The 12,685-nt window shown below is 70.8% G+C and carries 13 protein-coding genes; 10 read left to right on the forward strand and 3 right to left on the reverse strand.

Annotated elements, in window-relative coordinates; all coding sequences use genetic code 11:
* The first annotated feature begins 23 nt into the window (after window positions 1–23).
* From QCZ28_RS03135 to QCZ28_RS03170, 8 genes are all read left to right on the forward strand, one after another.
* Window positions 24–365: a hypothetical protein gene (locus QCZ28_RS03135; protein WP_210857649.1), complete on the forward strand. Its 342-nt coding sequence runs from the start codon at window positions 24–26 to the stop codon at window positions 363–365.
* Window positions 366–643: 278 nt separating this feature from the next.
* A complete protein-coding gene (locus QCZ28_RS03140; protein ID WP_030329054.1) occupies window positions 644–1,711 on the forward strand; it encodes a BMP family ABC transporter substrate-binding protein in 1,068 nt (355 codons plus the stop codon).
* A gap of 249 nt (window positions 1,712–1,960) precedes the next feature.
* Window positions 1,961–3,508 (forward strand): ABC transporter ATP-binding protein, encoded by a 1,548-nt coding sequence (locus tag QCZ28_RS03145; protein WP_347815081.1) that lies wholly within the window; start codon window positions 1,961–1,963, stop codon window positions 3,506–3,508.
* Window positions 3,505–4,875 (forward strand): ABC transporter permease, encoded by a 1,371-nt coding sequence (locus QCZ28_RS03150; RefSeq protein ID WP_279515113.1) that lies wholly within the window; start codon window positions 3,505–3,507, stop codon window positions 4,873–4,875. Before QCZ28_RS03145 ends, QCZ28_RS03150 begins: the two co-directional genes overlap by 4 nt.
* 3 nt (window positions 4,876–4,878) lie before the next feature.
* Complete coding sequence (locus QCZ28_RS03155) at window positions 4,879–6,159, forward strand: ABC transporter permease (RefSeq protein ID WP_279515114.1); 1,281 nt, start codon at window positions 4,879–4,881, stop codon at window positions 6,157–6,159.
* Window positions 6,160–6,245: 86 nt separating this feature from the next.
* A complete protein-coding gene (locus QCZ28_RS03160; protein ID WP_279515115.1) occupies window positions 6,246–6,950 on the forward strand; it encodes a cytidine deaminase in 705 nt (234 codons plus the stop codon).
* A gap of 68 nt (window positions 6,951–7,018) precedes the next feature.
* Complete coding sequence (locus QCZ28_RS03165) at window positions 7,019–8,299, forward strand: thymidine phosphorylase (RefSeq protein ID WP_279515298.1); 1,281 nt, start codon at window positions 7,019–7,021, stop codon at window positions 8,297–8,299.
* A gap of 110 nt (window positions 8,300–8,409) precedes the next feature.
* Window positions 8,410–9,090 carry a DUF4272 domain-containing protein gene (locus QCZ28_RS03170; protein WP_030329040.1) on the forward strand — a complete coding sequence of 227 codons (681 nt, stop codon included), beginning with the start codon at window positions 8,410–8,412 and terminating at the stop codon, window positions 9,088–9,090.
* A gap of 2 nt (window positions 9,091–9,092) precedes the next feature.
* On the opposite strand, the gene QCZ28_RS03175 is transcribed toward QCZ28_RS03170, so the two are convergent.
* Both QCZ28_RS03175 and QCZ28_RS03180 read right to left on the reverse strand, forming a co-directional pair.
* Entirely contained in the window at window positions 9,093–10,094 is a 1,002-nt protein-coding gene (locus QCZ28_RS03175) for a putative RNA methyltransferase (RefSeq protein WP_279515116.1), read from the reverse strand.
* Between the two features lies 1 nt (window position 10,095).
* Window positions 10,096–10,584 carry a MarR family transcriptional regulator gene (locus tag QCZ28_RS03180; protein WP_279515117.1) on the reverse strand — a complete coding sequence of 163 codons (489 nt, stop codon included), beginning with the start codon at window positions 10,582–10,584 and terminating at the stop codon, window positions 10,096–10,098.
* A gap of 57 nt (window positions 10,585–10,641) precedes the next feature.
* On the opposite strand from QCZ28_RS03180, the gene QCZ28_RS03185 reads away from it, so the two are divergent.
* Together QCZ28_RS03185 and QCZ28_RS03190 are read left to right on the forward strand one after the other, a co-directional pair.
* Window positions 10,642–11,115 (forward strand): PPOX class F420-dependent oxidoreductase, encoded by a 474-nt coding sequence (locus tag QCZ28_RS03185; protein ID WP_279515118.1) that lies wholly within the window; start codon window positions 10,642–10,644, stop codon window positions 11,113–11,115.
* Between the two features lie 52 nt (window positions 11,116–11,167).
* Window positions 11,168–12,241, forward strand: coding sequence for an adenosine deaminase (locus QCZ28_RS03190; RefSeq protein WP_279515119.1), 1,074 nt, complete (start codon window positions 11,168–11,170; stop codon window positions 12,239–12,241).
* 2 nt (window positions 12,242–12,243) lie between these two features.
* Here the strand turns inward: QCZ28_RS03190 and QCZ28_RS03195 are convergent, their stop codons facing one another.
* Entirely contained in the window at window positions 12,244–12,579 is a 336-nt protein-coding gene (locus QCZ28_RS03195) for a hypothetical protein (RefSeq protein ID WP_279515120.1), read from the reverse strand.
* Window positions 12,580–12,685 lie beyond the last annotated feature (106 nt).

The following is a 12,685-nucleotide window of genomic DNA, read 5'->3' on the forward strand; positions in this document are numbered from 1 at the left end:
GTTCATGGGGGAGTATGACGAGCGTGGAAGCTCTCAGACTCATCCTTCTCTACGTCCATCTGATCGGGTTCGCCCTGCTGCTCGGCGGCTCGATCGCCCAGTACGCCAGCGGTCGGCTGCGGATCAACCAGGCCATGCTCTGGGGCGCGGTGATCCAGTTGCTGACCGGGCTGGGCCTGTCCGCGCCGCTACGCGACGGCGACGAGCCGGCGCCGGCGAAACTTGTGACGAAGTTGGTGATCGCGCTGCTGATCTTCGTCATGGTCTTCTTCTCCCGGAAGCGGGACGTGGTCAACCGTGGTCACTTCCTCGCGATCGTCGGCCTGACCCTGGTCAACGCGGCGGTAGCGGTCTTTTGGCGGTAACGTCCAGGGAGGGAGATCGCCTCCAGGAAACGGACGTTGCGGACACCTTGGCGCTCGGTTACCAGCACGAAGAGTGACTTGCCCCACGCAAGGGTTACACCCGGGTAACAGGCGCTCAACAGTCGTGCACGATTGTCGGCCGGTGGGTGGACGCGGGCGTACGCTCCCGTCCGTAACGTGGGACAGCCGGCGGCACACCCGCAGGCCGGCTGATGGGCTGCCACCGCACAAGGCGCGGTGAGCAATGGGAAGGAGACGTCTTGCGCTCGGTGCGTGGGATGCGGATCGCCTCGATCTTCGCGGTGGGTGGGCTCGCGCTCACCGCCGCCGCTTGTGGCGAGGCGCCCAAGGATGACAACAACGCCGGCAGTGGCGCCAAGAAGTTCAGCGCCTGCATGGTGACCGACGTCGGCGGCATCGACGACAAGTCGTTCAACGCTTCGGCCTGGAAGGGCCTGCAGGAGGCCAAGGCCGCCAACGACAACATCGACATCAAGTACGTCGCGTCGAAGGCGGAGGCCGACTACGAGCCGAACCTGACGCAGTTCGTCAACCAGAAGTGCGACTTCATCCTGGCGGTCGGTGGCCTGATGTCCAACGCCACCTCGAAGATCGCCAAGGCGAACCCGAACCAGGAGTTCGGCATCGTCGACGCGAACCCGGGTGACGCCAACGTCTACCCGATGCAGTTCGACACCGCGCAGGCCGCGTTCCAGGCCGGTTACCTCGCCGCCGGAATGACCAAGTCCGGCAAGGTGGCGACCTACGGTGCGGTGCCGATCCCGCCGGTGACGATCTTCATGGACGGCTTCGTCGACGGCGTCGCGCACTACAACAAGACCAAGGGCAAGAACGTCCAGGCGCTGGGCTGGAACAAGGAGACCCAGAAGGGCTCCTTCTCCAACGCCTTCGACAAGCAGGACGAGGGCAAGAAGGTCTCCGACGCGCTGGTCGCCCAGGGCGCGGACATCATCATGCCGGTCGCCGGCGGCTCCGGCCTCGGCACCACCGCCGCCGCCAAGGCCTCGGGCGGCAAGTACAGCACCATCTGGGTGGACGTCGACGGCTGCGAGAGCACCCCGGACTGCTCGGCAATCATCACCACCGTGGTCAAGAACATCCCGGACGCCGTCAAGGAGGCCGTGGTGAAGGCCGCCGCCGGTGACAAGCTTCCGGCCAACCCGGGCTTCGTCGGCACCCTGGCCAACAACGGTGTCTCGATCGCCCCGTACCACGACTTCGACAGCAAGGTTCCGGCCGAGCTGAAGGCCGAGGTCGACAAGATCAAGGCGGACATCGCCGCCGGCACCATCACCGTCACCTCGAAGGCTCAGCCGACCAAGTGACAACCGCGCGCCTCCTCCGGTGAGATCATCGGGGAGGTCGGCGGGGGACAGGTACGACCGATCGGCCGCTTCGGCCCTGCGGGTGACCGTGGGGTCGGAGCGGCCGATCGCGCACCACGTCAGCCGGGCCGCTCCGGCCGGGTTGACGGCAGCTAGGCTGCACCATCGCTCGCACTCCAGGAGGTTGCGCTGAGACTCGAACTGCGCGGCATCACCAAGCGGTTCGGTGATCTGGTCGCCAACGACCACATCGACCTGACGGTGGAGCCTGGAGAGATTCATGCCCTGCTCGGCGAGAACGGCGCGGGCAAGTCGACCCTGATGAACGTGCTCTACGGGCTCTACCAGCCCGACGAGGGCGAGATCCTGGTCGACGGCAAGCCGTTGAAGCTGAAGGGCCCGTCCGACGCGATCGGTGCCGGGATCGGCATGGTGCACCAGCACTTCATGCTGGTGCCGGTCTTCACCGTCACCGAGAACATCATGCTCGGCGCCGAGCAGGTCCGAGGCGGCATCGCCGGTTTCCTGGACCGGCGGCGGGCCCGGCGCGAGGTCACCGAGGTGTCCGAGCGCTACAACCTGCGGGTCGACCCGGACGCGGTGATCGAGGACCTGCCGGTCGGCATCCAGCAACGCGTCGAGATCGTCAAGGCGCTCACCCGCGACGTCGACCTGCTCATCCTGGACGAGCCGACCGCGGTGCTCACCCCCCAGGAGACCGAGGAACTGCTGACGGTGATGCGGTCGCTCAAGGCGGCCGGCAAGTCGATCGTCTTCATCACCCACAAACTTGGCGAGGTCAAGGCCATCGCCGACCGGATCACCGTGATCCGGCGCGGAAAGACGGTGGGCACCGCCTCGCCGGAGGCCAGCCGGGACGAGTTGGCCGCGCTGATGGTCGGGCGCAACGTCCGGCTCACCGTCGACAAGACCCCGGCCACCCCGGGCGAGCCCGTGCTGGAGGTGGCTGGGCTGGTCGTCGACGACGACCGGCAGATCCGCGCCGTCGACGGCATCGACCTGACCGTGCGGGCGGGTGAGGTGCTCGGCGTGGCGGGCGTCCAGGGCAACGGTCAGACCGAGCTGATCGAGGCGATCATGGGCCTGCGCCCGGTGCTCGGTGGCACGGTCAGCCTGGCCGGCGACCGGATCAACGGCTGGAAGCCCAAGCGGGTGCTCCGGGCGGGCGTCGGCTACGTGCCCGAGGACCGCAGCGTGGACGGCCTGGTCAAGGAGTTCAGCGTCGCGGAGAACCTGGTGCTGGACATCTACGACCGGCCGCCGTTCGGTGCCGGGCTCGCGCTCAAGCCGGACGCGATCGCCGCCTCGGCGAAGGAGCGGATCGAGCAGTTCGACGTCCGCACGTCATCGGCTGACGCGGCGGTGGGCACTCTCTCCGGCGGCAACCAGCAGAAGGTGATCGTGGCCCGGGAGTTGTCCCGGCCGCTGAAGCTCCTCATCGCCGCCCAGCCGACCCGTGGCGTCGACGTCGGGTCGATCGAGTTCATCCACAGCCAGATCATCCACGAACGGGACGTCGGCACCGCCGTCATGGTGGTCTCCAGCGAACTCGACGAGGTGATCGGGTTGGCCGACCGGATCGCGGTGATGTACCGCGGTCGCATCATCGGCATCGTCGGCCCGGACACCCCGCGTGAGGAGATCGGCCTGCTGATGGCCGGCATCACCCCGGACGCGGCGAGCGAGCGCAACACGGACGCCGTGCCCGGCGACGGGCCGGCCACCGACGGGAGCCCGGCGAGCGACCCGGGCTCCGCGAGCGAGGACGAGGCATGAGCGACTCACCCAATCCGCAGTCCGGTTCGCCGGACAAGGAGCCGGCGAGCGAGGCGCAGGCGGCGCAGAACGCTCTCGGCAACACCGAACGGGCCGAGGTGGCGACCCAGCCGGACCGCCCGGCGGCGGAGCCGGAGCCGGGGTCGAAGCCGAGCCTGGGTCGGCTGTTCCTGGACAACCTCTGGGCGGCCAACACCTTCACGGTGACCCTGCTGTCGCTGGTGTTGGCGATCGTGGTCGGCGCGGTGCTGATGATCATCTCTGATCCCGACGTGCTCTCCACGTACTCGTACATCACCTCCCGCCCGTCCGACGCGATCAACTCCAGTTGGACGCTCGTCAGCGAGGCGTACGCGAACCTGTTCAAGGGCTCGATCTTCGATCCCGAGGCGTTCTCCGGCTGGCTGGACGGCGCCAACGGCTGGCAGGCGGTGCTCGCGCCGATCTCGGAGACGCTGACCTACGCGGCGCCGCTGGTCTTCACCGGTCTGTCGGTGGCGTTGGCCTTCCGTGGCGGCCTGTTCAACATCGGCGCCCAGGGCCAGGCCACCATCGGCGTGATCATGGCGGCGCTGGCGGGCTTCCTGCTGCCGTTGCCGCCGGGTCTGCACCTGCTGGTGGCGGTGCTGGCCGGCGCGCTGGGCGGAGCGATCTGGGGTTTCATCCCCGGCATCCTCAAGGCCCGCGCGGGCGCGCACGAGGTGATCAACACGATCATGCTGAACTACGTCGCCACGTACTTCCTCACCTGGTTGATCGTGCAGAACGGCGTGCAGGATCCGACCCGTACCGACGCGATCAGCAAGGCGGTGGACAGCTCCGCCCAGCTGCCCCGACTGCTCGGCGACAACCTGCGGGTGCACGCCGGCATCCTGCTCGCCGTGCTGGCCACCTGGGCGGTCGCCTGGCTGCTCAACCGCTCGACGCTCGGCTTCGAGCTGCGCGCGGTCGGTGCCAACCCGGACGCCGCCCGGACGGCCGGCATCAGCGTCACCCGGACGTACATCCTGATCATGGTCTTTGCCGGCATCCTGGCCGGCCTCGGCGGCTCGAACATGGTGCTCGGCTCGACCGCCAGCGCGTTGACCCCGCTGGTGGTCGCGCAGATCGGCTTCGACGGCATCCTGGTGGCGCTGCTCGGGCGGGTGAAGCCCTGGGGGGTGCTGCTCGCCGCGCTGCTGTTCGGGGCGCTGCAGGCCGGTGGTAACCGGATGCAGTCGTACTCCGGGATCTCGCTGGAGCTGGTGACGGTGCTCCAGGCGCTGATCGTCATCTTCATCGCCGCGCCGGCCCTGGTGAAGGCGATCTTCCAGCTCCGGGCCGCCCGCGCCGCCCGGTTGCAGACGAGCCTGGCGAAGGGCTGGTAACTGATGTCCACCATGGCTGTCCCCGACATCGCCGTCGCCCCGGTAGACGAGGGCTTCTGGACCCGCAGCCGCAAGGTCGGCCTCACGCTGCTGGGGCTCGGCCTGCTGTCCGCGGTGCTCTTCGGCGCGCTCGCCACCGACCAGCAGGCCCGGTTCACCCTCAGCGACGACGCGGCCGGCGCCGCGCTGGAGATCAACGGCACGATCGGGGCGATCCTGTTCGGGATCATCACGATCGCCGCCGGCGCGGCGCTGCTCGCCGGGGTGCCGAAGCGGTGGTTCCTTCCCGTGCTCGGCGTCGGGCTGGTCGCCTTCGTGCTGTCGTTCCTCTGCTGGCAGGTCTCCGCCGCGCCGACCGGGCAGAACTTCATGCCGCTGGTCAACATCATCCGGGGCACCTTCATCCTGGCCCTGCCGTTGATCTTCGGCGCGCTCGCCGGTGTGCTCTGCGAACGCTCCGGCGTGGTCAACGTGGCCATCGAGGGCCAGCTGCTGATGGGCGCGTTCAGCGGCGCCCTCTTCGGCAGCATCTCCGGCAGCGTCTGGGTGGGTTTGGTCGCCGCCGCCATCGGCGGCGCGTTCATCTCGCTGCTGCTCGCCGTCTTCGCCATCCGGTACCTGGTCGACCAGGTCGTCATGGGCATCGTGCTGAACCTGCTGGCGGTCGGCGTCACCGGCTTCCTCTACGAGCGGCTGATGCAGACCGACGCCGCGAGGTACAACAGCGCGCCGCGCTTCAGCAACTGGGAGATCCCGCTGCTGAAGGACATCCCGGTGCTCGGGCCGGCGTTGTTCCGCGGCAACATCTTCCTCTACCTCGGGCTGCTCCTGGTCCTGGTGATCCATATCGCGTTGTTCCGCACCCGGTGGGGGCTGCGTACCCGGTCCGTCGGCGAGCACCCGATCGCGGCCGACACGCTCGGCGTCAAGGTGCTGCGGGTGCGCTACCGCAACGTCCTGCTGGCCGGTGTGGTCGCCGGCATCGGCGGCGCGTCCTACACGCTGGCGCTCTACTCGTTCACCAAGAACATGATCGGTGGTAAGGGCTTCATCGCCCTGGCCGCGCTGATCTTCGGCCGGTGGAACCCGACCGGCGCGCTGCTCGCCGCCCTCTTCTTCGGTTTCGCCGACCAGCTCGCCACCTACCTGGGCGCGATCAGCAGCTCGATCCCCAGCCAGTTCCTGGCCATGCTGCCCTACCTGGCGACCATCCTGGCCGTCGCCGGGCTGGTCGGCCGGGTCCGGGCACCGGCCGCCGACGGCAAGCCGTACATCAAGGGCTGACCACCATCACCACAGACCGCTGCGGGCAGGGCCGGGGACCCGGCCCTGCCCGCTTCTGACCTGGGCTACTTCGGCAGAATGATGACATGACCGACATTGACTGGGCGCAGTTGCGCGCCGCCGCCACCGAAGCGATGCGGCACGCGTACGCGCCGTACTCGACGTTCCCGGTCGGCGCCGCCGCGCTGGTCGACGACGGCCGGGTGGTGGTCGGCTGCAACGTGGAGAACGCCGCGTACGGGGTGACGCTCTGCGCTGAGTGCGGGGTCGTGTCCAGCCTGCACGCCACCGGTGGCGGTCGGCTCGTCGCGCTCTCCTGCGTCGACGCGACCGGCGAGCCGTTGATGCCGTGCGGCCGGTGCCGGCAGCTGCTCTGGGAGCACGGCGGGCCGGAGTGCCTCATCGAGAGCAAGACCCGGCCACTGCGGATGGCCGAGCTGCTGCCGCACGCCTTCGGCGTGGAGGACCTGGAGGCCGTCACCGGTGAGACGCCGGTGCCGGTGGTCCCGGAGCGGCTCGCTGCCTGGCGCGGGCGCGGCACCGTCTTCGTGCACCCGGACATGTCCGCTGGTCAGCAGGTCTGGACGGCGTACTGGGAGCGGTCGGCCGGAGACGACGCCGGCGCCGAGACCGGGGTGCTGGAGGAAGCTCCGAGCTGGGACCAGCCGGCCGAGGCGATCACCTGGGGTCTGGCCCGGACGCCCCGGGTGGTGGTGGTCGACGAGACCGGCACGATCTTCTGGGCCGGTGAGGGTGAGCCGCCTGCGGAGATCCCGGTGCGGTGGTCTTGAGTGGTTGCGGTTGGGGGCGGGGGCCGACCGCCGTCGGTAGGGATCTGCAACAGACTAGGGATGATCTTCTGATGAGTTTTGCTGCTGTTGACGTTATTCGGGTCAAGCGGGACGGGGGCGTGCTGTCGGACGCTCAGATCGACTGGGTGGTCGACGCGTACACCCGGGGGGTTGTCGCCGACGAGCAGATGTCCGCGTTGGCGATGGCGATCCTGTTCAACGGCATGACCGCGCCGGAGATCGCCCGGTGGACCGCCGCGATGATCGCCAGCGGTGAGCGGCTGGACCTGTCGGCGGTACGCCGGCCGACTGTCGACAAGCACTCCACCGGCGGCGTCGGCGACAAGATCACTCTGCCGCTCACCCCTCTGGTGGCGGCCTGTGGCGCGGCGGTGCCGCAGCTCAGCGGCCGGGGTCTCGGGCACACCGGCGGCACGCTGGACAAGTTGGAGTCCATCCCGGGCTGGCGGGCCACGGTGAGCAACGACGAGTTCATCGCCCAGCTCGACGACGTCGGCGCGGTGATCTGCGCGGCCGGTGCCGGGCTCGCGCCCGCCGATCGCAAGCTGTACGCGCTGCGCGACGTGACCGGCACCGTGGAGGCGATCCCGCTGATCGCCAGCTCGATCATGAGCAAGAAGATCGCCGAGGGGACCGGCGCGCTGGTCCTCGACGTCAAGGTCGGCTCGGGCGCCTTCATGAAGTCCGTCGACCAGGCCCGTGAGTTGGCGCGCACCATGGTCGAGCTGGGCGGTGCGCACGGCGTGCGGACCGTCGCCCTGCTCACCGACATGTCCACCCCGCTGGGCCTGGCGATCGGCAACGCGGTCGAGGTGACCGAGTCGGTCGAGGTGCTGGCCGGCGGTGGACCCGCCGACGTGGTGGAGCTGACCCTCGCCCTGGCCCGGGAGATGCTCGACGCCGCCGGTCTGCCGGACGCCGACCCGGCGGCGGCGCTGCGCGACGGCCGGGCGATGGACTCCTGGCGGGCGATGATCCGGGCGCAGGGCGGCGACCCGGACGCGCCGATGCCAACGGCCGCCGAGGTGGAGGTGGTCCGGGCCGAGCGGGACGGCTACGTCGCGGCTGTCGACGCGTACGCCATGGGGGTTGCCGCGTGGCGGCTCGGCGCGGGTCGGGCCCGCAAGGAGGACCCGGTGAGCGTGCCGGCCGGTGTGGTGCTGCACAAGCGCCCGGGTGACGAGGTGCGGGCCGGTGACCCGCTCTACGAGCTGCGTGCCGAGGACGCGACGCGGATTCCGGCCGCGCTGGCCGAGGCCGCCGAAGCGGTGCGGATCGCGTCGACGGCCCCGGCCGGGACGCCGTTGGTCATCGAACGCGTCGGCTGATCGATTCGCTGTCGCCCTGGCGTGGTGCCAGTCACCTGGGAGCGCTATTGTCGCAGGCCAAGGGGGGACAACCGGCCTTGCGCCGGCGCGAGCAGACAGGAAGATCCGCCGTGAGCGTTGCTGCCCCCGACCCACGTGAGGTGCGCGAGGCGAGCCTGGACGAGCTGTCCCGGCTGGGCCTGCCGTTGCCGCCGGCCCAGTTCCCTCTCGTCTGGGAACCGGGTGACCAGATCGACCTGCGCCCGACCGGGGAGATCGAGGCGAGGATCGCGGTGCTGCACCTGATCCTGGCCCGCTGCTTCGGGATGCCCCCGCAGGCGGCGATGAGCTGGCTGCTCGGCTCGCACCTGGTCGACATGGTCACCCCGCCGGAGTGGCAGTTCGTGATGGGCGGCAAGGGCGACCACCGGTCGTTCGTGCTGCACCACGACGCGCTCTTCGCGCTGGCCTGGGTGCTCGGCCTGAGCAAGCAGCTCGACCCCACCCTGGCCGTCGACGAGCGGCTGATCGAGCGGCTGCCGCACATCGCCGAGGGGGAGACCTTCCCGCACTGGCGCTCCCGGATCCTCACGGCGCCGCAGCACCCGGCCGACGCGGCCGCCCTGCTCGACCTGCACTACTGCCTGGACTGGGCGTACCTGGAGACCGAGCGCGGCGGCCGGCGCGCACCGGGCCTGGTCGACGCGAACGCGATCGGGCAGCGGCGTTGGGCGCTGGAGTGGGCGGTGATCCTGCGGGGGCCGTACCACGACGAGCCGCCCGGTTGGGAAGAGGTCGACCTGTCCACCTGAGGTCAGTGTGGCCGGTACGCGTCCACCCGCACCGCCACCGTGACCCGGACCGGTTCGGGCAGGGCGGCCAGCCGGGATGCGAGCGCGTCCGGGTCGGTGTGCCAGGCGCTCGGGCCCATCCCGACCAGGCTGGCGGCCTCCGGCCGGGTCAGTGTCAGCTGCGCCCGGTGCACGGCCGAGCCGGCCGGCGTGAAGTGCCCGCCCAGGCTGTCGGTCACCCGGTCGGCCTTGTCCGGGTCCACCCGCAGCAGGTCGAGGGCATCCACCAACTGGGCGAGATGGTCGGTGCCGGGCGTGACCACCAGCAGCGTCCCGGCCGGGTCGAGCACCCGGTGGAACTCGGCGCCGTTTCGTGGGGCGAAGACGTTCAGCAGCACCGCGGTCGAGGCGTCCGCGAGCGGCAGTCGTTGCCAGGTGTCGGCGAGCGCGGCGGCGGCCCGGGGGTGGGCACGGGCCGCGCGGCGCAGTGCCGGCTTGGACACGTCCAGAGCCAGACCCACGGCGTCGGGCAGCGCCGCCAGCACCGCGCCGAGGTACCGGCCGGTGCCGGCGCCGGCATCCACCACCAGGGGGTACGCGTCGACGTCGGGTGCGGGTTCGGCGCGTACCGCTGCCGTTGTCTGCTCTGCTGCGCCGTCGGTGTGCCGGCTCTGCCCGGAAACCGTCGTGCCGGTTGGCGGGTGAGCCGCGGGCGGGGCGGGTCGCGGACGCGTGGCGGTCGTGGCGGGCAGCCGGCCGACGGCGTCCGTCGCGGCGGCGGCGAGGGCGGCTGAGATGACGTCGTAGTGCCCGGCGGCGAGGAAGTCCGCGCGGGCGGCCACCATCTCGGCGGTGTCGCCGGCGTGCGGGGCGCGACCGGCGAGCAGGTTGACGTACCCCTGGCGGGCGATGTCGAAGCTGTGCCGGCGCGGGCAGCGCAGTGCCCTGGCGGTGCCGGCTGTCGTCTCGGCCAGCGGCTCGCCGCAGACCGGGCAGCGCAGTCGGTGGAGGATGCGGGGGTCCACGTCAGGCCTCCGCAGCGTGCCGTGGCTGCGGCGCCCGCCCGCCGAGGTGGTCGACCACCCGGTGGGTGAGCGCGCCGAGCGCGTCGATCTCCGCCGGCGTGAGCAGGTCGATCAGGTGCCGGCGGACGGCGGCCACGTGGCCCGGTGCGGCGGCTTCGACGGCCTGCCGACCGGCGGGGGTGAGGACGACGACCGCGCCGCGGGCGTCGTCGGCGCACTCCTCGCGGGTGACCAGGCCACGCTGCTGCATGCGGGTCAGGTGGTGGGAGAGCCGGCTGCGCGACCAGAGCATGCGGTCGGCCAGCTCCCGCAGGCGCAGCCGCCCCTGCGGTGTCTCGGAGAGGTCGGAGAGCACGTCGTAGTCGGCCTCGGAGAGGCCGGCGTCCTGGGTCAGCTCCCGGGCCAGCTCCAGGTCGAGCAGCCGACGCATCCGGCGGTAGCCGCGCCACGCGCGGTCCTCGCGTTCGTCCAGCCACCGGGTTGCGTCCACCCGACGAGTCTAGCGGTTGGTTGACACGTCATCGATTCGCCGCCTAAGTTCGATGACATGTCAACGAAATCGTCGCCCAGCGTCGCGCCCCGTGCCCACGCCGCTGCGGGTGCCGCCGTGAACGACGGCCTGTGGGAGCTGTTCGGTGAGCGGGGACGCGGAGTGCTCGTCACCCTGCGCCGGGACGGTCGACCCCAGCTGTCCAACCTCGACTACCTGGCCGAGCCGGGGCTGATCCGCTGCTCCACCACCGGTGACCGGGCGAAGGCACGCAACCTGCGGCGGGACCCCCGGGCGAGCTTCCACGTGAGCACGCCGGACGGTGGCGCGTACGCGGTCGCCGAGGGCACGGTGACCCTCACCGAGCCGGCCGCGACCACCACCGACGCCACCGTCGACGAGCTGGTCGAGGTCTACCGGCGGATTCGCGGCGAGCACCCGGACTGGGCGGACTACCGGGCCGCCATGGTCGCCGACGGGCGACTGGTGATCCGCCTCGCCGTGGACCGGGTCTACGGCTGGCGGCCGTGACACCCGGCCGGTCCCATCCCGGTCCGTCCGGGCCGCTGACTAGGGTCTGAGCATGGTCGCAACTATCCGGTACGAGGACATCGTCAAGGTTCCCAAGGCGCTGCTGCACGACCACCTCGACGGTGGGCTGCGGCCGGCGACGATCGTCGACCTGGCCGCCGAGGTGGGCCACGAACTGCCCACCACCGACCCGGAGGCGCTCGGACGCTGGTTCGCGGACGCGGCGGACTCCGGCTCCCTGGAGCGCTACCTGGAGACGTTCGCGCACACCGTGGCGGTCATGCAGACCGCGCCCGCGCTGCGTCGGGTGGCCCGTGAGTGCGCCCTCGACCTGGCCGCCGACGGGGTGGTCTACGCCGAGGTGCGCTTCGCCCCGGAGCAGCACCTGGAGCGGGACCTCAGCCTGGACGAGGTGGTCGAGGCGGTGCTGGCCGGGTTCGCCGAGGGCACCGCGCAGGCGGTCGAGGCGGGCCTGACGATCCGGGTGGGCACCCTGCTGACCGCGATGCGGCACGCCGCCCGCTCGCAGGAGATCGCCGAGCTGGCCGTGCGGCACCGGGACGCCGGGGTGGTCGGCTTCGACATCGCCGGCGCCGAGGCGGGCTTCCCACCCACCCGGCACCTGGACGCCTTCGAGTACCTCCAGCGGGAGAACTTCCACTTCACCATTCACGCCGGCGAGGCGTTCGGTCTGCCGTCGATCTGGCAGGCGATCCAGTGGTGCGGAGCGGACCGGCTCGGCCACGGGGTGCGGATCGTCGACGACATCGCGCCCGACGGCTCGCTCGGCCGGCTGGCCGCGTACGTCCGGGACAAGCGCATCCCGCTGGAGTTGTGCCCCTCGTCGAACGTGCAGACCGGTGCGGTGGACTCGATCGCGGATCACCCGATCGGCCTGCTGCGGGACCTGCGCTTCCGGGTGACCGTCAACACCGACAACCGGCTGATGAGCGGCACCTCCATGTCGCGGGAGATGTCGCTGCTGGTGGAGACGTTCGGCTACGGGTGGAAGGAGTTGCAGTGGTTCACCATCAACGCGATGAAGAGCGCCTTCATCCCGTTCGACGAGCGACTGCGGATCATCGATGAGGTGATCAAGCCGGCGTACGCGAAGTTGCTGGCCTGAGCTCAGCCGTGCGGGTGGCCGGCGAGCAGGCTGGCCACCCGGCTCAGCACCTCCCGGGCGCGGGCCGCCTCCGCGCCCAGGCCCATCTGCCGACGCAGCACCGCGGGCTCGGCCCGCAGCAGCGCCACCCCGCGCCGAATCAGCACCCGGGGCGCCTTGCGCTGCTCGGACAGGTCGCGGGCGAGTCGGCGCAGGAAGGTCGCCCCACGCGGGCGACGCAGCGCGTACGCCCCGGCGAGCAGGCCGAGTCGACGACACTCCTCGACGATCTCGGCGGCGAAGATCCCTTCGGCCACGAAAATTGGCGAACCGGCGACATCGAATGGCCGGGTGGCCACCCGTCGATCAGCGCCGATCGCATAAACCGGCACATCGGCTCGACCCTCACGGGCAAGTCGGGCAATGATTTCCACCGCACCGGGGGCGTCCCAGGACTGCGGCGAT

The sequence above is a fragment of the Micromonospora sp. DH14 genome, assembly GCF_029809455.1.
Lineage (GTDB): Bacteria > Actinomycetota > Actinomycetes > Mycobacteriales > Micromonosporaceae > Micromonospora > Micromonospora parva.